The sequence below is a fragment of the Streptomyces sp. NPDC026394 genome, from assembly GCF_055567735.1.
Genome location: NZ_JBVHPX010000009.1, coordinates 178,332 through 203,754, shown reverse-complemented (window position 1 = coordinate 203,754; position 25,423 = coordinate 178,332). Strand labels below are relative to the sequence as shown.

The 25,423-nt window shown below is 75.6% G+C and carries 2 protein-coding genes (1 of these 2 running past the window's edge); both read left to right on the top strand.

Translation table 11 applies throughout. The features are described from left to right. Positions 1 to 18,299 carry the 3' portion of a non-ribosomal peptide synthase/polyketide synthase gene (locus tag ACZ4QV_RS22295; RefSeq protein ID WP_467763314.1) on the top strand. The gene continues 4,801 nt to the left of window position 1, outside the view, so the window shows 18,299 of its 23,100 coding nt (coding positions 4,802-23,100); its start codon lies off the left edge, out of view; its stop codon occupies positions 18,297 to 18,299. Further along, positions 18,281 to 25,423 carry an amino acid adenylation domain-containing protein gene (locus tag ACZ4QV_RS22290; protein WP_467763313.1) on the top strand — a complete coding sequence of 2,381 codons (7,143 nt, stop codon included), beginning with the start codon at positions 18,281 to 18,283 and terminating at the stop codon, positions 25,421 to 25,423. Before ACZ4QV_RS22295 ends, ACZ4QV_RS22290 begins: the two co-directional genes overlap by 19 nt.

Genomic DNA, 25,423 nt, shown 5'->3' with positions numbered 1-25,423 from the left:
TGGCCCGCCTGCTGCTCTCCCGGGGCATCGGCCCGGAGCGGGTCGTCGCCGTCGCGCTGCCCGGCTCCGCCGAACTGGTCGTCGCGCTGCTCGCGGTGCTCAAGACCGGCGCCGCCTACCTGCCGCTCGACCTGGCACAGCCCGGTGCCCGTATCGCCGGGCTGCTCGACGACGCCTCACCCGCACTGCTGGTGACGAGCCGTCAGGCCGCGGCTCTGCTCCCCGACGACACCGGCACCGCCCGCCTGCTGCTCGACGACCCGGACACCGTACGGGCGCTGGAGCGGCAGCCCGCTGCCCGTCCCGCCGAAGCCGACCGGAGCGCCCCGCCGCTGCCGGACCACCCCGCGTACGTGATCTACACCTCCGGTTCCACGGGCCGCCCCAAGGGCGTGGTGATCACCCACCGCGGCCTCGCGCACTACGTGGCCCGCGCCCGGCGCGTGTACACCGGCCTGGACGGGACGGTCCTCGTCCCGACCTCCCTGGCCTACGACCTGGCCGTCACCGGCCTGTACGGGGCGCTGACCTCCGGCGGCTGCGCGGTCGTGGCCGGGCTGGACGACGACCCCTGGCTGTCGGCGCTGCTGTCCCGCACCCCGGCGACGTTCATGAAGGCGACCCCGAGCCACTTGGGCCTGCTGGCCGCGCTGCCTGCCGAACTCGCCCCGACGCGGCAGCTCGTGCTCGGCGGTGAGGCACTGCCCGCCGCCCACCTCGAGGAGTGGCGCGCCCGCCACCCCGAGGTGGCCGTCGTCAACCACTACGGACCGACGGAAGCCACCGTCGGGTGCCTGGACCTCCACCTGGCCCCCAATGCGACGACGGACGGCGCCACGGTTCCCGTCGGCCGGCCGATGACGGGCATGCGGGCGTACGTCCTCGACGCCGGACTGCGCCCGGTGCCGCCGGGCGTGGCAGGGGAGCTGTACGTCGCCGGGCCGCAGCTCGCGCGCGGCTACCTCGGCCGTCCCGGCCTGACGGCGGAGCGGTTCGTGGCCTGCCCGTTCGCGCCGGGCATGGGGGTCCCCCCGGCCGAAGGCCGGGGGAGGATGTACCGGACCGGTGACCTCGCCCGGTGGACCGCGGACGGCGTGCTGGTCTTCGCGGGCCGCGCCGACGAGCAGGTCAAGATCCGGGGCCACCGGGTCGAGCCCGGCGAGGTCGAGGCCGCGCTGGCCGGTCACCCCTCGGTGGCGCGGGCGGTGGTGGTGGTACGGGAGGACCGGCCCGGCGACCAGCGGCTCGCGGCGTACGTCGTACCGGCCGACGGGGCCGGCGCGGAACCGGTGGACCCGGCGGAGCTGCGCGCGTACCTGGCGCGACGGCTGCCCGAGCCCATGGTCCCGGCGCTGTTCACCACGCTCGGCGCGCTGCCGCTGACCCGTAACGGCAAGGTGGACCGGCGGGCCCTGCCCGCCCCGGCACTGGCGCCGGCGAGCACCGGCCGCCCGCCGCGCAGCCCGGAGGAGGAGATCCTCTGCGGCCTGTTCGCCGAGGTGCTCGGCGTCCCCCGGGCCGGTGTCGACGACGGGTTCTTCGCCCTCGGCGGCCACTCTCTGCTCGCCACCCGCCTCGTCAGCCGGGTGCGGACCGTGCTCGGCGCCGAACTGCCCGTACGGGCCGTGTTCGAGACGCCCACGGTGGCCGGGCTCGCGGCCCGGCTGAAGGACGGGTCCGGCCGCAGGCGTCCCCCGCTCCGCCCCTTCGCCCGGCGTCCGGAGACGGTGCCGCTGTCGTTCGCGCAGCGCCGGCTGTGGTTCCTGCACCAGCTCGAAGGGGCGAACCCCAACTACAACCTGCCCTTCGTCGTACGGCTGGAGGGCCCGCTCGACCGTGCGGCGCTCACCGCCGCGCTCGGTGACGTCGTGGCCCGGCACGAGAGCCTGCGCACGGTCTTCCCGGACAGCGGCGGCACACCGCGGCAGGCCGTCCTGGACGCCGGTCCGGCCGCCGCCTCCGTCGAGCTGCCGGTACGGCACGTCGCGGACGAGGACGCACTCGCCGGGACCGTCGCCGCGGCGGCGGCCCACCGTTTCGAGCTGACCCGTGAGCTGCCGCTGCGCGCCGAGCTGTGCGCGCTCGGCCCGGACCTGCACGTCCTGGTCGTGGTCGTCCACCACATCGCCGGCGACGGCTGGTCGAACGGCCCGCTGGCCCGGGACCTGTCCGAGGCGTACGCGGCCCGCCGGGCCGGGCAGGCGCCGCGCTGGGAGCCGCTGCCGGTCCAGTACGCCGATTACACCTTGTGGCAGCAGGAGTTGCTGGGCCGCGAGGACGACCCGGACAGCCTGGCCGCCCGGCAGATCGCCTACTGGTCCCGTACGCTCGAGGGACTGCCCGAGGAGCTGGACCTGCCCGCCGACCGGATTCGTCCGGCGGTTCCCGGCTACGCCGGCGGCGTCGTGACCGTCTCCGTCGACGCCGGGCTGCACGCCCGCCTGGAGGAGCTGGCCCGTACCTCGGGCGCGAGCCTGTTCATGGTGTTGCAGGCCGGCCTCGCCGCCCTGTTCACCCGCCTCGGCGCAGGCACCGACATCCCGCTCGGCAGTGCCATCGCCGGGCGGACCGACGACGCGCTCGACGACCTCGTCGGGTTCTTCCTCAACACCCTCGTGCTGCGCCTGGACACCTCCGGCGACCCGGCCTTCGAGGAGCTGCTGGGGCGGGTGCGGGAGACCGCGCTGGCCGCCTACGCCCACCAGGACGTGCCCTTCGAGCACCTGGTGGAGGTGCTGAACCCGGCCCGCTCGGCCGCCCGGCACCCGCTGTTCCAGACCATGCTGACCCTGCACAACAACGCCCGTCCCCGGCTCGACCTGCCCGGGCTGCGGGTGAGCCCGGACATGGCCGAGGTCGGTACCGCCAAGTTCGACCTGTCCTTCGGGCTGGTCGAGGAGCGCGGCCCGGCCGGTGAGCCCGCGGGCCTCGGCGGCATCCTGGAGTACAGCACCGACCTCTTCGACCACGCGACCGCCGAGGAGCTGGTGGCCCGCTTCGTCCGGCTGCTCGGCGCCGCGGCCGACGGGCCCGGTCGGCGCATCGGGGAACTGGACATCCTCGCTCCGCCGGAACGGGCACGGATTCTGGGCGACTGGGCCGGCACCCCGCAGGACGCCCCCGCCCGCACCGTCCCCGAGCTGTTCGAACGGCAGGCGGCGCTGACCCCCGACGCGCCCGCCGTCGTCGCGGCCGGTACGACGCTGACGTTCGCCCAACTGCGGGCGCGGTCCGACGGGTTGGCCCGCAAGCTGGCGGAGCGCGGCGTAGGCCCCGACACGCTGGTCGGGCTGTGCGTGTCCCGGTCGGCGTGGATGGTTCCGGCGATGCTGGGGATCTGGAAGGCCGGCGGGGCGTGCGTGCCCCTGGACCCGGACTACCCGGCCGAGCGCCTGGCGTTCATGGCCGCCGACTCCGGGGTGCGGGTGCTCGTCACCGAGCCCGCCCTGGCCGGTGTGCTGCCGGACCACGCCGCGGAAACCGTCCTTCTCGGTGCGGAAGAACGGCCGGACGCGGACGGTGAACCGTTCCCGATGCCCGCCCTGCGCGCCGACCACGCCGCCTTCATCGTCTACACCTCCGGCTCGACCGGCGTGCCCAAGGGCGTGGCCGTACGGCACGGCGGCATCGCGAACCTGTTCGCCAACCACCGCGAGCGCGTCTTCGCCCCGGCGGCCCGGGCGGCGGGCGGCCGGCTGCGGGCGGCGCACACCGCGTCGCTGTCGTTCGACCTGTGCGTCGGGCAGCTCCTCGCGCTCCTCGCGGGCCACGAACTGCACGTCATCGACGAGGACACCCGCCGCGACGCCGCCGCGCTGGGCGCGTACGTCCGGGCCCACGGCATCGGCTACCTGTCCATCACCCCCACCCTCACCCAGGAACTGCTCGGCCTCGGCCTGCTCGGCGCGGAAGGGCACCAGCCCGCCGCGATCCTGCACGGCGCCGAGGCCACCGGCCCGGGGCTCTGGCAGCGGCTGCGGGACCTGCCCGGCACCGAGGTGCACAACTACTACGCGCCCAGCGAGTGCACGGTCGACGCGGTCGGCGCCACCGTCTCCGGCAGTGAACGGCCCCGCATCGGGCGGCCGGTCGCGGGCATGGCGGCGTACGTGCTCGACGCCGGGCTGAACCCGGTGCCGCCGGGCGTACGGGGCGAGCTGTACCTGGCGGGCGCGCAGCTCGCCCGGGGCTACCTGAACCGGCCGGTCCTGACCGCCGAACGATTCGTGGCGAACCCCTTCAGCGGCGTGCCGGGCGCCCGGATGTACCGGACCGGGGACCTCGCCCGGTGGACCGCCGACGGCACGCTGGAGTACGCGGGCCGGGCCGACGACCAGGTCAAGCTGCGCGGGTTCCGGATCGAACTCGGCGAGGTCGAGGCGGTGCTCACGCGGCACCCGGACGTGGCCCACGCCGTGGCCGTCGTCCGCGAGGACCGGCCCGGCGACCGCAGGCTGGTCGCCTACACGGTCGCGGCGCGCGGCGCCGTGCCGGACCCGGCCGGGCTGCGTACCCACGCCGCCCGGACGCTGCCGGAGTTCATGGTCCCCTCCGCCGTGGTGCCGCTGGACGCCCTGCCGCTCACCCCGAGCGGCAAGGTGGCCCGCCGCGCCCTGCCCGCCCCCGGCTCCGCCGTGCCCCAGGGCGGCCGGGCGCCGCGCACGGCCCGTGAGGAGATCCTGTGCGCGCTCTTCGCCGAGGTGCTCGGCTGCGCACGGCCCGGCATCGACGAGGTGTTCTTCGACCTCGGCGGGCACTCCCTGCTGGCGACCCGGCTGCTGTCCCGCGTCCGTGCCGTACTGGACGTGGAACTGACGGTACGTGACGTGTTCGAGGCGCCCACGGTGGCCGCCCTCGCCGCGCGGCTCGACGCCGGAGGCACGGCGCGGCCCGCCCTGCGCCCAGCCGCACGGCCCGGCACGCTCCCGCTGTCGTTCGCGCAACGGCGCCTGTGGTTCCTCAACCGGCTGGACGGTGCCGGCGCCGCGTACACCATGCCGCTCGCGCTGCGCCTGCGCGGCGCCCTCGACCGCGCCGCGCTCGCCGCCGCGCTCGCCGACGTCGTCACCCGGCACGAAATCCTGCGCACGGTCTACCCCGACACCGCCGGCACCCCCGAGCAGGTCGTGCTCGCGCCGGACCGGGCCGCGCCCGGGCTGCCGTGCCGCGCCGTGGACGGGACCGGCCTCGCGGCGGCGGTCGCCGCCGCGGCCGGGCATCCGTTCGACCTGGCCACCGAGCCTCCGCTGTACGCGGAACTGCTCGCCCTCGGCCCCGACGACCACGTCCTGGTGCTCGTGCTGCACCACATCGCGGGCGACGGCTGGTCCAACGTGCCGCTCACCCGGGACGTCACCGCCGCCTACGCCGCCCGCCACGCGGGCGAGACCCCGTCCTGGGCGCCGCTTCCGGTCCAGTACGCCGACTACACCCTCTGGCAGCACCGGCTCTTCGGCGACCCCGCCGACCCGGACAGCCTGATCGCCCGGCAGACGGCGTACTGGACCGAGACGCTCGCAGGCCTCCCCGAGGAACTGCCGCTGCCCACCGACCGGCCCCGCCCTGCCGTGGCCCGCCACCGGGGCGGCCGGGTGCCGTTCACCCTGGACGCCGCCGCGCACGCCGGGCTCACCGGCCTCGCCCGCGCCTGCGACGCGAGCCTGTTCATGGTCGTGCAGGCCGCACTCGCCGCCCTGCTCAGCAGGCTCGGGGCGGGCGACGACATCCCGATCGGCACACCGGTGGCGGGACGCACCGACGACGCTCTGGACGACGCGGTCGGCTGCTTCGTCAACACCCTCGTGCTGCGCACCGCGACCGGCGGTGACCCCGCCTTCACCGGTCTGGTGGCGCGGGCCCGCGAGACCGCCCTGGCCGCCTACGACCACCAGGACGTGCCCTTCGAGCACCTGGTGGAGCACCTGGAGCCGACCAGGTCGCCGGCCCGCCACCCGCTCTTCCAGGTGATGCTGGCGCTGCGGAACACCGGTGAGGCACCGCTGGGCCTGCCGGGGCTGGCGGTGAGCGCGGTGCCGGTGGACCCCACGGCGGTGAAGTTCGACCTGGCGTTCACGGTGAGCGAGCGGACCGGCCCGCGGGGCGAGGCCGCCGGACTCCTCGGCGAACTCGACTACGCGAGCGACCTGTTCGACGCGGAGACGGCGCACCGGATCGCCGCCCGCTTCGTGCGGGTGCTGGAGGCGGTGGCGGCCGACCCGGCCCGGACGCTCGGAGACCTGCCGGTACTGGACGAGGCCGAGCGGGAACTGGTGCTGACGGGCTGGAACGCCACCGAGCGGCCGTTGCCCCCGGCCACGCTGCCGGAGCTGTTCGAGGCGCAGGTGGCCCGTACGCCGGATACGGTGGCCGTGGTCGGCGAGGGCGGCACCTTGTCGTACGCGGAGTTGGACGCTTGGGCGGACCGGTTGGCTCGTGCCCTCGTTCAGCAGGGCGCCGGCCCGGAGCGGGTGGTGGCCGTGGCCCTGCCGCGTTCCGTGGAGCTGGTGGTGGCGCTGCTGGCGGTGCTCAAGAGCGGCGCGGCCTACCTGCCCGTCGATCCCGGGCACCCCACCGAGCGCACCCGGGCGATGCTGGACGAGACGCGCCCTGTGTGCGTCCTGGACGATGTGGACGGTGTGCGCGACCCCCGGCCGGAGGCGGCGAGCACCGCGCGTACCGTACCGCTCTCCCCGTCGCATCCGGCCTACGTGCTCTACACCTCGGGCTCCACCGGCACGCCCAAGGGCGTCGTCGTCCCGCACGCGGGCGTCGTCAACCGGCTGCTGTGGGCGCAGGCCGAGTACGGGCTGGACGCCTCCGACGCCGTGCTGCAGAAGACCCCGTACGGATTCGACGTGTCCGTCTGGGAGTTCTTCTGGCCGCTGATCACCGGCGCCCGGCTCGTCGTCGCCCGGCCGGACGGGCACCGGGACCCGGCGTACCTGGCCGCGCTGATCCGCGAACACGCCGTGACGACGGTGCACTTCGTGCCGTCGATGCTGCGGGCCTTCCTGGACGAGCCCGCCGCCGCCCACTGCACGGGCCTGCGGCGGGTGCTGTGCAGCGGCGAGGCGCTGCCCGCCCAACTGGCCGCACACGGCCGGGACGTCCTGGGCCCGAAGCTGCACAACCTCTACGGGCCGACCGAGGCGTCCGTCGACGTCACCTCCTGGGACTGCGCGGACCGGCCGGGCCCGGTGCCGATCGGCCGCCCGGTCCACAACACCCGGGCGTACGTGCTGGACGCCGCCCTGCGGCCCGTCCCGCCGGGCGTGACCGGGGAGCTGTATCTCGCCGGTGTCCAGCTCGCCCGTGGCTACCTGGCGCGGCCCGGACTCACGGCGGAACGGTTCATCGCCTGCCCGTACGGGGCGCCGGGGGAGCGGATGTACCGGACCGGCGACCTCGCGCGCTGGACCGCCGGCGGGGTGCTGGAATTCGCCGGGCGCGCCGACGACCAGGTCAAACTGCGCGGGTTCCGGATCGAACTCGGCGAGATCGAGACCGCCCTGGCCCGGCACGAGGCCGTCGCCGCGGCGGCCGTCGTCCTCCGCGAGGACCGGCCCGGTGACCAGCGGCTGGTGGCGTACGTGACACCTGTGCCGGGAGCCGGACCGGAGCCGGGAGAGCTGCGCGAGTCCGTCGCCCGCACGCTGCCCGACCCCATGGTGCCGGCTGACATCGTCGTCCTGGACATGCTGCCGCTGACGCCGAACGGGAAGCTGGACCGCCGCGCCCTGCCGGCCCCGGGCGCCACCGCCCAGGCCCCCGGACGCGCTCCGCGCACCCCGCACGAAGAGATCCTGTGCGGAATCTTCGCCGACGTACTGGGCCGCCCCCTGCCCGGCATCGACGACGGCTTCTTCGACCTGGGCGGACACTCGCTGCTCGCCACCCGGCTCGTCTCCCGCATCCGGGCCGCCCTCGGCGCGGAACTGTCCGTACGCGACGTGTTCGAGGCGCCCACGGTGGCCGGTCTGGCCGCCCGTACCGGTACCGGGGGCCGCCGACGGCCCGCCCTCCGGCCCGCCGCGCACCGTCCGGACGCCGTACCGCTGTCCTTCGCGCAGCGCCGGCTGTGGTTCCTGCACCGGCTGGAGGGCCCCAGCCCGACCTACAACATGCCCTTCGCACTGCGGCTGTCCGGCCCGCTGGACACCGCCGCCCTGCGCGCCGCCCTGGACGACGTGGTCGCCCGGCACGAGGCCCTGCGCACCGTCTTCCCCGAGATCCAGGGCGGCCCCGGGCAGGTCGTACTCGGCCCGGACCAGGCCGCCGTGGAACTGCGCACCCACCGCACCGACGAGGCCGGACTCACCGAGGCGCTGACAGAGGCGGCCGGGCACCGCTTCGACCTGACCGCCGAACTGCCCCTGCGGGCAGACCTGTTCGAGGTCGGACCCGACGACCACGTCCTGCTCCTGGTCCTCCACCACATCGCCGGCGACGGCTGGTCGAACGTCCCGTTCGCGCGGGACCTGTCGACCGCGTACACGGCCCGGTGTGCCGGACACGCCCCGACGTGGGCGCCGCTGCCGGTCCAGTACGCCGACTACGCGCTGTGGCAGCACGACCTGCTCGGCAGCGAGAACGACCCCGACAGCCTGATGTCCGCCCAGGTCGCCCACTGGACCGAGGCGCTGGCGGGCCTGCCCGAGGAGCTGGCGCTCCCCGCCGACCGCCCCCGCCCCGCGGTCTCCGCCCACCGGGGCGGACGGGTGGTCTTCGTCCTCGACGCGGAGCTGCACACCCGGCTCGCATGGCTGGCCCGTGAGCACGGCGCGACCCTGTTCATGGTGGTGCAGGCCGGTCTGGCCGCCCTGCTGACCCGGCTCGGCTCGGGCACCGACATCCCCCTCGGCTCCGCCGTCGCCGGCCGTACGGACGCGGCCCTGGACGACCTCGTCGGCTTCTTCGTCAACACCCTCGTGCTGCGCCTGGACACCTCCGGCGACCCGGCCTTCAGCACCCTGCTGGAGCGGGCCCGCGAAACCGACCTGGCCGCCTACGCCCATCAGGACGTGCCCTTCGAACACCTCGTGGAGCTGCTCAATCCGGCCCGCTCCGCGGCCCGGCACCCCCTCTTCCAGGTGATGCTGACACTCCAGAACAACGACGCGCCCGAGTTCGCCATGTCCGGCCTGCGGGTGACGCCCGACGTCGCCGAGCTGGCCGCGGCCAAGTTCGACCTGCTGTTCAGCCTCACCGACCGCTACACCGAGGACGGCGCCCCCAACCGGGTCGACGGGGTGCTGGAGTACAGCGCCGACCTGTTCGACCACGGCACCGCCGAAGCCCTCACGGCAGGCTTCGTCCGGCTGCTGCACGCCGTGGCGGCGGCACCCGACCGGCCGATCGGCACCGTCGACCTCACCGACGCCGCCGAACGCGAGCGGCTGCTGGAGACGTGGAACGGCGCCGCCCTCACCACGCCGCCGGTGACGCTGCCCGCGGCGTTCGAGGCGCAGGCGCGGTGCACGCCGGACGCGGTGGCCGTCACCGACGGCACCACGCACCTCACCTACGCCGCACTGAACGCGCGGGCCAACCGGCTGGCGCGGCTGCTCATCCGCCGTGGCATCGGCCCGGAACAGTTCGTCGCGGTCGCCCTCCCGCGCTCGGCCGAGCTGGTGACGGCACTGCTGGCCGTCCTCAAGACCGGCGCCGCCTACCTGCCCCTCGACCCGGCGCACCCGGCCGAACGGCTGCGCTTCCTGCTCGGCGACGCCCGCGCCGCACACGGGATCACCAGCTCCGCCCTCGCCGCCGGCCTGCCCGCGACGGACACCCGCTGGCTCACGCCCGACAGCGACGAGCTGCGGCGAGGGGCCGGGGAACAGCCGGAGCACGACGTGACGGACGCCGAGCGCACCGCGCCGCTGTGCCCGGAGCACCCCGCGTACGTCATCCACACCTCCGGCTCCACCGGCACACCCAAGGGCGTACTCGTCGAACACCGCGCGCTCGCCGCCTACCTGGCGTTCGCCCGCGAGGCGTACCCCGGCACCGCGGGCACCACCCTGCTGCACTCGCCCGTCTCCTTCGACCTCACCGTCACCGCGCTGTACGCGCCGCTCACCGCGGGCGGCCGGGTGCTGACCGGAGACCTCTCCGCCGACGCGCCGGACCCGGGCCCGTACACCTTCCTCAAGGTGACGCCCAGCCACCTCGCGCTGCTCGGCACCACCCCGCCCGGGCCGCGGACGGCGGTCGCGGACCTCGTCGCGGGCGGCGAACAGCTCACCGGCGAACAGCTCGCGCCCTGGCGGCGGGCCCAGCCGCAGGCCGCCGTGGTCAACGAGTACGGGCCGACCGAGGCCACCGTGGGCTGCGTCGTCCTGCGGTTGCCGCCGGGCGCCACGGCCGGGGACGGCCCGCTGCCGATCGGCCGGCCGGTGCCCGGGACCCGGGCGTACGTGCTGGACGAGCGGCTGCGGCCGGTACCGCCCGGGGTGACGGGCGAGCTGTACCTGGCGGGCGCGCAGCTCGCGCGCGGCTACCTGAACCGGCCCGCGCTCACCGCCGAACGGTTCACGGCCGACCCGTTCGGCGCGCCGGGCGGGCGCATGTACCGCACCGGCGACCTGGCCCGGTGGTCCGCCGCGGGCGAACTGCACTTCGCCGGCCGCGCCGACGAGCAGGTCAAGGTGCGGGGCCACCGCATCGAGCCGGGCGAGATCGAGACCGCGCTGCTGCGTCACCCGGCCGTCTCCCGGGCGGCCGTCGTCGCGCGGGAGGACCGGGCGTCCGGCACGCAGCTGGTGGCCTACGTCGTTCCGGAGCCCGGCGAGCAGCGCGGTGACGCGGCCGCACGGGCCCAGCTCGACGAGTGGCAGCAGGTCTACGACTCCCTGTACGGGGGCGTCGGCCACCAGGAAGCGGAACCCGCGCCGTTCGGCGCCGACTTCAGGGGCTGGACCAGCAGCTACGACGGGCGGCTCCTGCCGGTCGAGCAGATGCGCCGGTGGCGGGAAGCGACCGTCGCCCGCATCCGCGAGCTGCGCCCGCGCCGGGTGCTGGAGATCGGCGTGGGCAGCGGACTGCTGCTCTCCCGGATCGCCCCCGACTGCGAGACCTACTGGGGCACCGACATCGCCGCCGACGCCATCGACCGGCTGCGGTCCCAGGTGGCCGGACGGCCGGAGCTGGCCGGGCGGGTGGAGCTGCGGGTGCGGGCCGCCGCCGACGCGGACGGCCTGCCGGCCGGCTCCTTCGACACCGTCGTGATCAACTCGGTCGCCCAGTACTTCCCGGACGCCGACCACCTCACCGACGTGCTCGGCACGGCACTGGGGCTGCTCGCCCCCGGCGGGGCCGTGTTCCTCGGCGACGTGCGCGACCTCCGGCTGCTGCGGTGCCTGCACACGGCGGTGCAACTGCGCCGCGCCACGCCGTCCGCCGACCCCGATGCCGTACGCCGCGCCGTGGAACAGGCCGTCCCGCTGGAGAAGGAACTCCTGCTCGACCCCGCGTTCTTCACCGCGCTCGCGGCGCGGCACCCGGACATCGCGGGCGTCGACCTGCGGGTCAAGCGTGGCGCGTACGTCAACGAGCTGAACCGCTACCGGTACGACGTCGTCCTGCACAAACGGTCCGCCGCCGGACCGACGGACCTGTCGGCCGCACCGGAACTGCGCTGGGGCCACGACGTGTCCGGGCCCGACGACCTCGCCCGGCGCCTCGCCGCCGAGCGCGTGCCCGCGCTGCGGGTGACCGGGGTGCCCGACGAACGGCTGGCGGGTGAAGCCGGTGCCGCGCGCGGACTGGACGAGGGACGGCCGCTGGCCGACGTCCTCGCCCTCCTCGGCCCCGCCGAGCAGCCGACCGCGCCGGACCTCGGCCCGGACACCTTCCACGACCTGGGCGAACACGCCGGCTACCAGGTCGCGGTCACCCGCTCCGGCGACGCCGCCGAACTCCTCGACGTACTCTTCACGGACCCGGCGGCGACCGCCCTGGACGGCGTCCACCGCCCGGCGGCGACCGCCGTGACCGAGCCGTCGCAGACGCTCGCCAACGACCCGGCGGCCTCCCGGCAGCGCGGCGAACTCGTCGCCTCGCTCACCGCGTCGCTCCGCGCGGAACTGCCCGCGTACCTGGTGCCCGCCGCCGTACTGGTCCTCACCGAACTCCCGCTGACCGGCAACGGGAAGCTCGACCGGGCGGCGCTGCCCGCCCCCTACCTCGGGACCGTCGCGGGTACGCGCGCGCCGTCCACCCCGCGCGAGCGGGTGCTGTGCGACCTGTTCGCGCAGGTACTGGGCCTGGCGGCGGCCGGCGTCGACGACAACTTCTTCCACCTCGGCGGACACTCGCTGCTGGCGACCCGGCTCATCAGCCGCATCCGTACCGCCCTGGGGGCCGAACTGCCCGTCCGCGCCCTGTTCGAGACCCCCACGGTCGCCGGACTGGCCGCGCGGCTGGACGACGAGGAGAACCGGGACGCGACACGGCCCGCTCTGCGGCCGATGGCCCGCCCCGAGACCCTGCCGCTGTCGTTCGCCCAGCAGCGACTGTGGTTCCTGCACCGCCTGGAGGGCCCGAACGCCACCTACAACATGCCGATCGCCCTGCGCCTGCGCGGCGCCGTGGACCGTACGGCACTGCGCACCGCGCTGGCCGACGTGGCGGCCCGGCACGAGAGCCTGCGCACCGTCTTCCCGGTGACGGGCGGAGTGCCCCGCCAGCTCGTCCTCGACGCGGACGGCGCGCGCCCCGAACTGCTCGTACGGCACACCGACGGGACCGGGCTGCGCGAGGCCGTCCAGACGGCGGCGCGCTACCCCTTCGACCTCGCGGCCGACCTGCCGCTACGGGCCGAACTGTTCGACCTGGGCGAGCGGGAGCAGCTCCTCGTGCTGGTGGTGCACCACATCGCCGGCGACGGCTGGTCGATGGCCCCCCTGGCGAGAGACCTGGCCACCGCATACGCAGCCCGGGCCCGGGGCCGGGCGCCGTCGTGGAGGCCACTGCCCGTCCAGTACGCCGACTACACGCTGTGGCAGCGCGCGCTGCTCGGCGACGAGACCGACCCCGACAGCCCGTTCGCCCGGCAGGTCGCCTACTGGAGCGAAACCCTGGCGGACCTGCCCCAGGAACTCGCCCTCCCCACGGACCGCCCCCGGCCCGCCGTCTCCAGCTACCGCGGCGAGACGCTCGGCTTCGACCTGGACCCCGCCCTGCACCGCCGGCTGGCCGACCTCGCCCGGGACACCGGGACCAGCCTGCACATGGTGCTGCACGCCGGCCTCGCCGCCCTGCTGACCCGGCTCGGCGCGGGCACCGACCTGCCGATCGGCAGCGGCGTCGCCGGGCGCCACGACGAGGCGCTGGACGACGCGGTCGGCCTCTTCGTCAACACGCTCGTGCTGCGCACCGACACCTCCGGCGACCCGTCGTTCGGCGAACTGCTCCGGCGCGTACGGGAAACGGCTCTGAACGCCTACTCCCACCAGGACGTGCCCTTCGAGCACCTGGTGGAGGCGCTCAACCCGGTCCGCTCCCCGAACCGGCATCCGCTGTTCCAGGTGGCGATGGTGCTGCAGAACACCCCGGAGGCCGGGCTCGCGCTGCCCGGCGTCGAGGTGACGCCCGAACCGGCCGCCTCCGGCACCTCACGGTTCGACCTGTTCTTCAGCGTCACCGAACGCGGCTCTTCAGGGGGCGTGCGCGGGACGCTGGAGTACAGCACCGACCTGTTCGACCGGCGGACGGTCCAGGCGCTGGTGGAGCGGTGGGCACGGCTGCTGGAGGCGGTCACCGCCGACCCGGCGCGTCCCATCGGCGAGGCCGACGTCCTCACCCCCGCCGAACACGCCCGTACGTCGGGGGCCGACGGTCCGCAGGTGCCGCCGGCCACCGTGCCCGAGCTGTTCGCCCGCCAGGTGGCCCGGCGCCCCGGAGCCCCGGCGGTGCTGTCCGCGTCCGGCACGCTGACCTACCAGGAGCTGAACGCCCGGGCCAACCGCCTGGCCCACCTGCTGCTGTCCCGCGGCATCGGTCCCGGACACGTCGTCGCCCTGGCGTTCCCCCGGGGCGCCGACCTGGTCGTGGCCGTCCTCGCGACGCTCAAGGCGGGCGCGGCCTACCTCGCCCTCGACACCGGATACCCGGCCGAACGCCTGGCCTTCATGCTCGACGACGCCCGCCCGTCGCTGCTGCTGACGGGCGTCGCGGGCCAGGACGTGCCCGGCTCCGGCCGCCTGCCCCGGCTCGACCTGGACGAGGGCGGCGGACAGCCGGCCCGCGACCTGGCCGGGCAGCCGGACACCGACCCCGGCGCGGAGCAGGCCGGACGGTCCGGCCTTGACAGGGGGCAGGCCGGACGGCCCGACCCCGCACACCCGGCCTACGTGATCTACACCTCCGGCTCGACCGGCGTGCCCAAGGGCGTGGCCGTCACCCACGCGGGCGCGGCCGCCCTGGCGGCGACCCAGACGGACGCCTTCGGCGCCGGGCCGGGCAGCCGGGTCCTGCAGTTCGCCTCCCCGAGCTTCGACGCCGCGTTCTGGGAACTGTGCATGGCGCTGCTGACCGGTGCGGCCCTGGTGGTGGCCCCGGCCGAACGCCTCCTGCCAGGGCCCGACCTCGCCGCCGTGCTGGCCGGGCACGACGTCACCCACCTGACCGTCCCGCCCGTGGCGCTGGGCGTCATGACGCCCGACCAGCTCGCGCCGGTGTCCTGCCTGGTGGTCGCGGGAGAGAACTGCCCGCCCCGGACGGCGGCGGCCTTCGCCCCCGGCCGGCGGATGGTCAACGCCTACGGCCCGACGGAATCGACGGTCTGCGGCACGATGAGCCGGCCGCTGACCGGCGACGGCGCCGTCGCACCCATCGGCACGCCCGTCACCGGCACCCGCGCCTACGTGCTGGACGCGGCGCTGCGTCCGGTGCCCACCGGCGTGGCGGGCGAGCTGTACCTGGCGGGCGCGGGTCTGGCCCAGGGCTACCTGCGGCGGCCGGGGGTGACCGCCGAGCGGTTCACCGCCGACCCGTTCGGCGCGCCGGGCACCCGGATGTACCGCACCGGGGACCTCGTGCGGTGGAACGCCGACGGCGAGCTGGAGTTCACCGGGCGGACCGACGACCAGGTCAAGATCCGCGGCCACCGGGTCGAACTCGGCGAGGTCGAGGCCGCGATGGCCGCCCACCCCGAGGTGGCGCAGGCCGTCGCGGCGGTCCGCGACGACGGCCCGGGCGGCACCCGCCTGGTCGGGTACGTGGTCCCGGCGGCGGACGGACCGCGACAGCCCACCGAGGCCGTCGGCGGCCCTGGGCCCGCACAGGCCCCCGGCGGCGCGCCGGAACGGATCCTCGGGGAATGGCGGCAGCTCTACGACACCCTGTACGGGACGTCGCAGACCGCCCCGTTCGGTGAGGACTTCACCGGATGGAACAGTACTTACGACGGGGAGCCCCTGCCCGTCGACGACATGCGGCAGTGGCGGGACGCCACCGTCGCGCGCATCCGGGACCTGCGGCCCCGGCGGATACTGGAGATCGGCGTCGGCCGTGGCCTGCTCCTGTCGCGGCTCGCCGAGGAGTGCGAGGCGTACTGGGGCACCGACCTGTCGGCGGCCGTGATCGAGTCGCTGACGGCGCAGGTCGCCGAACGGCCCGCGCTCGCCGGCCGGGTGGTGCTCCGGGCCCAGCCAGCGGACGACCTCACCGGACTGCCGGAAGGTTTCTTCGACACCGTCGTGCTCAACTCCGTGGCCCAGTACTTCCCGGACGCCGCCTATCTGACCGACGTGATCGGCGCCGCGCTGCGGCTGCTGACGCCGGGCGGCGCCCTGTTCCTCGGCGACCTCCGCAACCTGCGGCTGCTGCCGAGCCTGCGGGCGGCCACCGGCGCCACCGCACCCGAACGGGAACTGCTGGTCGACCCGGACTTCTTCCCGGCCCTGCCCGCCACCGTCCCCGACATCGGCGCCGTCGACCTGCGCCTCAAGCGCGGGGCGTACCACAACGAACTGTCCCGGTACCGCTACGACGTCGTCCTGCGCCGCGCACCGCTGCCCGCACCGGCCCGGCCGTTCGCCGACGCGCCCACCCTGCCCTGGCACCCGGGCCTGGGCGGAGCTGCCGAGATCGCCGCGCTGCTGGCGGAGCGCCGGCCGGACCGGCTGCGCCTCACCGGCATCCCCAACGCGCGGCTGGCGGACGAGGCAGCCGCCGGGCACCCCGTGACCGTGGACCCCGAGACGCTGTGCGCGACCGGGGAGCGGCTGGGGTTCTGGACGGCCGTCACCTGGTCGGGCACGGCGGGTGACGACTGCTTCGACGCCTTGTTCGCCGCCCAGGGCGCCGCCGCACCGGACGCCGCCGCTCCGTACGGCAGCGCCCCGGTCACCGGGGTGTACGTACCGGCGGCCGACCGCACCGCACCGCCGTCCTTCACCAACGACCCGGCGGCGGCCGTCGCGCCGCCCGCGGCCCTGGGCTCCTCGGTACGCGCCTGGCTGCGCCGACGCCTGCCGGACTACCTGGTGCCTTCGGTGGTCATTCCGCTCGACGTCCTGCCGCTGACCCCGAACGGCAAGGCCGACCGCACGGCGCTGCCCGCGCCGGAGACGACGGCCGGGGCCACGGCGGGCCGCCCCCCGGCCACCGCCCGGGAACGGCTGCTCTGCGACATCTTCGCGGACGTGCTCGGCCGCCCGTCCGTCGGCGCCGACGCCGACTTCTTCGAACTCGGCGGCGACAGCATCGTCTCCATCCAGGTGGTCAGCCGGGCCCGGGCCGCCGGGCTGGCCATCGGCCCGCAGGACGTCTTCCGGCACAAGACCGTGGCGGCCCTGGCCGTGGCCGCCGGAACACCGGACGCGGCGCCTGCCACCACGGAGGCACCGCAGGCGGGCATCGGCGTGGTGCCGCTGACCCCGGACCTGCACGCCCTGCGGGAGCGCGACGCCGACCCCGGCACCGGGTACGAGGCGATGACCGTACCGGTCCCGGCCGGGCTCGGTGACGACGCGCTGGAGACCGCCCTCCAGACGGTCCTCGACCACCACGACATGCTGCGGGCACGCCTGACCTCCGGCGGGCCCGCCGAGGCGGACGGACCGGGATGGCTGCTCGAAGTGCTGCCGCCCGGCACCGTCCGGGCCGCGGACCAGGTGCGCCGCGCCGGTACCGCGCCGGACGAGGCCGCCGTGGCCGAGGAGGAGCGGGCCGCCGCGGCCCGCCTGGCGCCGGAGTCCGGGGTGCTGCTCCAAGCGGTCCGCTTCGACGCCCGCCCCGGGCGCCCCGGCCTGCTGCTGCTCGTCCTGCACCGCCTCGTCACCGACCCGCAGACCTGGCGCGTCCTGCTGCGGGACGTCACGGACGCCTGCGAGGACGCGGCCGGGGGACGGCGTCCCGAACCCGCCCCGGTCGGCACGTCCTTCCGGCGCTGGGCCCAGCACCTGCGCACCCAGGCACGGGACCCCCGGCGGGCCGGAGAAGTGTCCCGGTGGGCCGTCATTCTCGCCGGGCCCGGCCACCCGGCCGAGGACACGGCCGCCTTCCCGGCACAGGCGGCCGGCGACGGTGTGCTGACGACCCTCCTGTCCGCCGAACGCACCGGGCAGGTGCTCACCGACGTACCGGCGGCCTTCCACGCCGACGCCGAGGACGTACTGCTGACCGCGTTCGCGCTGGCGGTGAGCGACTGGCAGCGCCGCAGCGGCTCCGCCGACGGCACCGTGCTCGCCGACGTACGGCGCCCGGGCCGCGTACCCCTCGGCGAGGGCATCGACCTGTCCCGCACCGTGGGCCGCTGCACGACCACCCACCCGGTCCGCCTCGACCTGGGCGACCCGGCAGGGGAAGCGCTGCGGGAGGACGGCGGGCACGCTGCCGCGACGGCCCTCAAACGCGTCAAGGAGGAGCTGCGGTCCTTGCCGGACGGCGGCCTGGGGCACGGCCTGCTGCGCCACCTCAACCCCGACACCGCTCCCGGGCTGGCGGCCCTGCCCGCACCCCGGTTCGCGTTCCACTACCTCGGGCAGTTGCCGCAGGTCCCGTCCGGTCCGGACCCGGCCGACGAACCGGCGCGCCACTGGGCCGAGGTGGACATCACCGCCGTGGACGGCCCAGGCGGGCCACGGCTGGCCGCGACCTGGCGCCGGGCCCACGCGCCCCTGACCGGCCGCGACCTGAACGACCTGGCCACTGCCTGGACCCGCGCGCTCGAAACGCTGGCCGCCCACGCCGCCCGTCCCGACGCCGGTGGCCGCACCCCGTCCGACGTACCGCTGGTCCGGCTCAGCCAGGACAAGCTCGAACAGCTCGAAGCCGCATGGAGGCGATCACAATGACGCAGGCCGGGCCGCAGGCGGAACTGGAGGACATCCTCCCCCTGGCACCACTCCAGGAAGGGCTGCTGTTCCACGCGCTGTACGACACGGCAGCGCTCGACCTCTACACCTTGCAGAGCGCGTACGACCTGGACGGCGACCTGGACGCGACGGCACTGCGCGAGGCCGCGCGCACGCTGCTGCGGCGCCACGCCGCCCTCCGCGCCGGCTTCTGGCACGAAGGTCTGGACGAACCGGTGCAGATCGTCCCGCGCGACGTCGCCCTGGCGTGGCGCCAGGCCGACCTCAGCGCGACCGCCCCCGAAGAGCGGGCGGCGGAGGCGGAGCGCATCGCGTCCGAGGACCGGCTCCGCCGCTTCGACCCGGCCCGCCCGCCCCTGCTGCGCTTCACGCTCCTGCGGCTCGGCCCGGCACGGCACCGGTTCGTCGTCACCGCGCACCACCTGGTGCTCGACGGCTGGTCCGTACACCTGCTGCTGGACGAGCTGTTCCGGTTGTACGTCCGGGGCGGCGGGGAGGACGGGATGCCGCCGGTGGCCCGCTACCGCGACTACCTGGCCTGGCTGGCCGGGCAGGACCGGGCCGCCGCCGAGGACGTGTGGCGCCGGGTGCTCAAGGGCGTCGAGGAACCCACCCGCGTGGCGCCCGCCGACCCGTCCCGGGAACCGGCCCTGCCCGGCCAGGTCCTGCGCGACCTGCCGGACGGCCTCACCGCCGCGCTGGACGCCCTCGCCCGCCGCGAACGGCTGACCCTGAGCACCGTCTTCCTGGGCGCCTGGGCCGTCGTCCTCGGTCGGCTGACCGGCAAGGACGACGTGGTCTTCGGCACCACCGTCTCCGGCCGCCCGCCCCAGGTGCCCGGCGTCGAGCGGATGATCGGCCTGTTCGCCAACACGCTGCCGGTACGCGTCCGCCTCGGCCCGGAGCAGCCGCTGACCGGAATGCTGGCCAGGCTCCAGGAGGAACAGACGCACCTGCTGGCCTGCCAGCACGTGGGGCTCTCCGGCATCCAGCGCACGCTCGGCTCGGGCGAACTGTTCGACACGGTGACCGTGTTCGAGAACCTGCCCGCCGGGGAGAGCGGACTCGCCGCCACCGCGCACGGCAGCGGACTGCGGGTGACGGCGAGCCGGAGCCAGGGCGTCACCCACTACCCGCTCAACTTCATGGTGATGCCCGGCCGGCCGCTGCGGCTGCGGCTGGACCACCAGACCGACCTGTTCGACCGGGACACCGCCGAGGCGATCATGGCGCGGGTGGTCCGGGTCCTGGAGAACCTGGTCGCCGACCCCGGCCGGCGGATCGACGCGCTGGAGATCCTGACCCCGGCCGAACGGGCCCGGGTGCTGGGGGAGTGGAGCGGCTCGGCCGGCGAGCCGCCGGCCGAGCTGCTGCCGCAGACGTTCGCGGCCCGGGTGGCGACGACACCGGACGCGGTGGCCCTCGTCTGCGGCGAGGTGTCCTGGACGTTCGCCGAACTGGACGCGCGCGCGGACCGCCTCGCGCGGCGCCTGGCCGCCCGGGGCGCCGGGCCCGACGTCCTGGTGGGGCTGTGCGTGCGCCGGTCGGCGGAGATGATCGCCGCCGTGCTGGCCATCTGGAAGGCCGGCGGTGTGTGCGTACCGCTGGACCCCGGTTACCCGGCGGAGCGGCTGGCGTTCATGCTGGCCGACGCGGCCGTACCGCTGGTCCTGACCGAACGGGAGCTGGCCGGGCGCCTCGGGGAGGACCGGGCGGCGTCCTTGGTGCTGCTGGACGGTGACGATCCGTCCGAAGCCGGTGCTGCCTTCCGTACCCCGCCCCTGCACGGCGACCATGCCGCATACATCGTCTACACCTCCGGCTCCACGGGCGTCCCCAAGGGCGTCGTGGTCACGCACCTGGGCCTGGCGAACCTGTACGCCGACCACCGCGACCGGGTGTTCGACCCGGCTGCCGACGCCGTGGCCGCGTCGTCCGGACGGCGCCTGCGCGTGGCCCACACGGCGTCGGTGTCGTTCGACGCCTCCATGGGACAGTTGGCCGGCCTGGTCGCCGGCCACGAACTGCACGTCGTGGACGAGGACACCCGCCGCGACGCCGCCGCGCTGCTGGCCTACGTACGCGAGCGGAGCGTCGACTACCTGGGCATCACCCCCTCGCTGATGCGGGAACTGACCGCGCTCGGGCTCCTGGACGGCCCCGGACACCGCCCGGCGGTGATCCTCCTCGGCGCGGAGGCCGTCGACGCGGCGCTGTGGGAGACGCTGCGGGCCCACCCGGAGACCGAGGTGCACAACTACTACGGGCCGAGCGAGTGCACGGTGGACGTCGTCGGCGCCCGGACACGCGACAACGCACGGCCCGTGATCGGCCGGCCGGTCGCCAACACCCGGGCGTACGTGCTCGACGCGCGGTTGCGCCCGGTGCCGCCCGGCGTGGTGGGCGAGGTCTACCTCTCCGGCATCCAGCTCGCCCGCGGCTACCTGGCCCGGCCCGGCCTGACCGCCGCGCGCTTCGTCGCCGACCCGTTCGGCGCGCCGGGCACGCGGATGTACCGCACCGGAGACCTCGCCCGCTGGACGGCCGACGGACTGCTGGCCTTCGCCGGGCGGACGGACGACCAGGTCAAACTGCGCGGCTACCGGGTCGAACCCGGCGAGGTCGAGACGGTGCTGGCCCGGCACGCCACCGTCGCGCACGCGGCCGCCGCCGTACGCGAGGACCGGCCCGGCGACCAGCGCCTGACCGCCTACGTGGTGCCCGCGCCCGGCGCCCGGCCGCACACGGGGGAACTGCGCGAGTTCTGCGCCGGGACGCTGCCCGAGTTCATGGTTCCCGCCCGGATCGTCGTGCTCGACGCCCTGCCGATGACCCCCAGCGGCAAGCTGGACCGCCGCGCCCTGCCCGCCCCCGGCGCGCGCACCACCGGCGGCCGGGAGCCGCGCGACCCGGTCGAGGACATCCTGTGCGGCCTGTTCGCCGAGGTCCTCGGCGTGCCCCGGGTCGGCGTCGACGACGGCTTCTTCACCCTCGGCGGCCACTCCCTGCTCGCGACCCGGCTGGTCTCGCGCGTCCGTGCGGCCCTCGGCGCGGAACTCGCCGTACGGGACGTCTTCGAGGCACCGACCGCCGCCGGGCTCGCGGCCCGGCTCGGCACCCCGCGCGAGGACGCCCGGCGACGGCCGCCGCTGCGGCCCGCCGACGAGCGCCCGGCCGAACTGCCGCTGTCCTTCGCCCAGCGGCGCCTGTGGTTCCTGCACCAGATGGAAGGCCCCGCGCCGACCTATCACATGCCGTTCGCGCTGCGCCTGACCGGCGGGCTCGACATCGCGGCCCTGCGCGCCGCCCTGAACGACGTGACAACCCGGCACGAGGTACTGCGCACCGTGTACCCGGACACCGGGGGCACCCCGCGCCAGCACGTACTGGAGCCCGCCGAAGCACCCACGCCGCTGCCCGTGCGGACGGTCGCCGAGGACGCCCTCGCGGCGGCCCTCGCGGACGCGTACGCGCGTCCCTTCGACCTCACCCGTGAACCGCCGCTGCACGCCGAGCTGTTCGCGCTCGGCCCCGACGAGCACGTCCTGCTGCTCGTACTGCACCACATCGCGGGCGACGGCTGGTCCAACCTCCCGCTCGCCCGCGATCTGTCCGCCGCCTACACGGCCCGCCGTACGGGCGAGGCCCCGGTCTGGGCGCCGCTGCCGGTCCAGTACGCCGACTACACCCTGTGGCAGCGCGACTTCCTCGGCGAGGAGAGCGACCCGGACAGTGCGCTCTCCCGCCAGGTGGCGTACTGGCGGACGGCGCTCGACGGACTGCCGGCCGAGCTGGAGCTGCGGCGCGACCGGCCCCGGCCGGAGGTGTCCGGCCACCGTGGCGGGACGGTGCCGCTGCACGTCGGCCACGCCACCCACGCCCGGCTCGCCGGGCTGGCGCGGGCGCACGGCGCGAGCCTGTTCATGGTCGTCCAGGCGGCCCTCGCGGCGCTCCTGACCCGTGAAGGCGCGGGCACCGACATCCCGATCGGCACACCGGTCGCGGGGCGTACCGACGAGAGCCTGGACGACCTCGTCGGCTGCTTCGTCAACACCCTGGTGCTCCGCACCGACACCGGGGGCGACCCGTCCTTCACGGACCTGCTCGACCGGGTCCGCCGGACCGGCCTGGCCGCGTACAGCCACCAGGACGTGCCCTTCGAGCACCTGGTGGACGTGCTCAACCCGGCCCGCTCGGCGGCCCGGCACCCGCTGTTCCAGGTGCTGCTGTCCCTCCACCACGCCGCGGACCTGCCGGTCGAGCTGCCCGGACTGCGCGTCCGCGCCGAGGAGACGCGGTCCCGCTCCGCCAAGTTCGACCTGCTGTTCCGGCTGGCCGAGCGGAACACCCCCGACGGCGGGCCCGGCGGCCTCGAAGGCGGCGTCGAGTACAGCACCGACCTGTTCGACCGGAGCACGGCGGAGGGCCTGGTCACCCGTTTCGAGCGGCTGCTCGACGCCGTCGCCGCCGACCCCGGCCGGCGGATCTGGCGGCTCGACATCCTGCCCCCGGCCGAGCGGGAACGGGTGCTGACGGGGTGGAACGCCACCGAGCGGCCGTTGCCCCCGGCCACGCTGCCGGAGCTGTTCGAGGCGCAGGTGGCCCGTACACCGGATGCGGTGGCGGTGGCCGGTGAGGGTGTCACCCTGTCGTACGCGGAACTCGACGCGTGGGCAGCTAAGTTGGTGCGCGCTCTGACCGGACGGGGTGCGGGGCCGGAGCGGGTGGTGGCCGTGGTGCTGCCGCGTTCGGTGGAGCTGGTGGTGGCGCTGCTGGCGGTGCTCAAGAGCGGCGCGGCCTACCTGCCGGTCGACCCCGCCCTCCCGGCCGAACGCGTCCGCATCCTGCTCGACGAGGCACGTCCGGTGTGCGTCCTGGATGACGTGGACGGCGTGCGGAACCCCCGGCCGGAGGCGGCGAGCGCCGCGCGTACCGTACCGCTCTCCCCGTCGCATCCGGCCTACGTGCTCTACACCTCGGGCTCCACCGGCACGCCCAAGGGCGTCGTCGTCCCGCACGCGGGCGTCGTCAACCGGCTCCTCGGCATACAGGAGGAGTTCGGCCTCGAACCCTCCGACATCTGCCTGTACAAGGCGCCCGCCGCCTTCGACGCCTCCGTGTGGGAGCTGTTCTGGCCGCTGATCACCGGCGCACGCATCGTCGTGGCCGCCCCCGACGGACACCGGGACCCGGCGTACCTGGCCGTGCTGATCCGCGAACACGCCGTGACGACGGTGCACTTCGTGCCGTCGATGCTGCGGGCCTTCCTGGACGAACCCGGCACCGCCCGCTGCACGACCCTGCGGCGCGTCCAGACAGGCGGCGAACCGCTCTCCGCGGAGCTGCGTGACCGTGCCGTGCGCCTCCTCGGCGCGACCCTGAACCACCTGTACGGCCCGACGGAAACCACCATCCACGCCACGACCTGGTCCTGCGGGCGGTCCCCGGCCGCCGCACAGGACACCACGGCCGTCCGCCCGGTGCCCATCGGCCGTCCCGTCCGCAACACCCGGGCGTACGTACTGGATGCGGCTCTGGGGCCCGTCCCGCCGGGCGTGACCGGGGAGCTGTATCTCGCCGGTGTCCAGCTCGCCCGTGGCTACCTGGCGCGGCCCGGACTCACGGCGGAACGGTTCATCGCCTGCCCTTTCGGGGCGCCGGGGGAGCGGATGTACCGGACCGGCGACCTCGCGCGCTGGACCGCCGGCGGGGTGCTGGAATTCGCCGGGCGCGCCGACGACCAGGTCAAACTGCGCGGGTTCCGCGTTGAGCCCGGCGAGATCGAGGCCGCCCTGGCCCGGCACGAGGCCGTCGCCGCGGCGGCCGTCGTCCTCCGTGAGGACCGGCCCGGTGACCAGCGGCTGGTGGCGTACGTGGTCCCCGCGCCGGGAACCGCTCCGCACCCCGCCGACCTGCGGCGCCACGCGGCGCGGCACCTGCCGGAGTTCATGGTGCCGGCCGTCGTGGTGGTACTGGCCGCCCTGCCCCTGACCACCAGCGGCAAGCTCGACCGGAGCGCCCTTCCGGAGCCGGAAGGCCCGCTCTCCGTCACATCCAAGCGGCCCGCCCGCACCCCCGAGGAGGAGGTGTTCTGCGGCCTGTTCGCCGACGTCCTCGGCCTGACCGGGACCGGGATCGACGACGACTTCTTCGACCTCGGCGGGGACTCGCTGGCGGCCATCCGGCTGGTTCGCCGCATTCGGGAGGCCGCGGGCGTGGAGCTGTCGGTCAGCGACCTGTTCGCGGCGCCCACGGTCAGCCGTCTGATGGACCGGCTGCGCCTCGGCGTCCGGGGCGACGCCTTCGACGTCCTGCTCCCGCTGCGCGACTCCGGCGGACTGCCGCCGCTGTTCTGCGTCCACCCCGCCGGCGGCCTCGGCTGGGCCTACACCGGACTGCTGCGGCACCTGGGCCCCGACCGGCCCGTGTACGGGCTGCAGGCCCGCGGCCTCGCGCGCCCCGAGGCGTACCCGACCGCCATGGACGAGCTGGTCACCGACTACGTCCAGCAGATCCGCTCGGTCCGGCCCACCGGCCCCTACCACCTGCTGGGCTGGTCCTTCGGCGGCCTCGCCGCCCACGCGATCGCCGTCCGCCTCCAGGCCGAGGGCGAGAACGTCGCTTTCCTCGCCCTGCTCGACTCCTACCCCCGCGACCCCGAGGCCGCGGCCCCGCCCGTGGCGGAGCGGGACGTCCTGGCGACGCTGCTCGACTTCGCCGGCCACGGCGAGGACGCCGGCGATGCCGAACGGCTGCGCGTCGAGGACGTCATGGAGATCCTGCGGCGCGGCGGCGGCCCCCTGGCGGACATCGAGGAACGCCGCGTCGTGGCCCTGGCCGACGTCTTCGTCAACAGCGCGGAACTCGCGTCGGCGCATGCGCCCGGCCGGTTCGACGGCGACCTCCTGCACTTCACCGCGACCGCCGGCCGCCCGGACGAAGCGCCCACGGCGGCCGTCTGGGAGCCCTTCGTCACCGGACGCGTACGCCGGTACGCCGTGGACTGCACCCACCACGACATGTGCCGCCCCGAGCCGCTGGCCGACATCGGCCGGGTGGTCGCCGAGTGCCTGCCCGGCACGGACGACGGCCCCACCCGGTAA

Coding starts and splice junctions, on each gene's coding strand:
- ACZ4QV_RS22290 (WP_467763313.1), top strand. CDS start 18,281: ATGGAGGCGATCACAATGACGCAGGCCGGGCCGCAGGCGGAACTGGAG.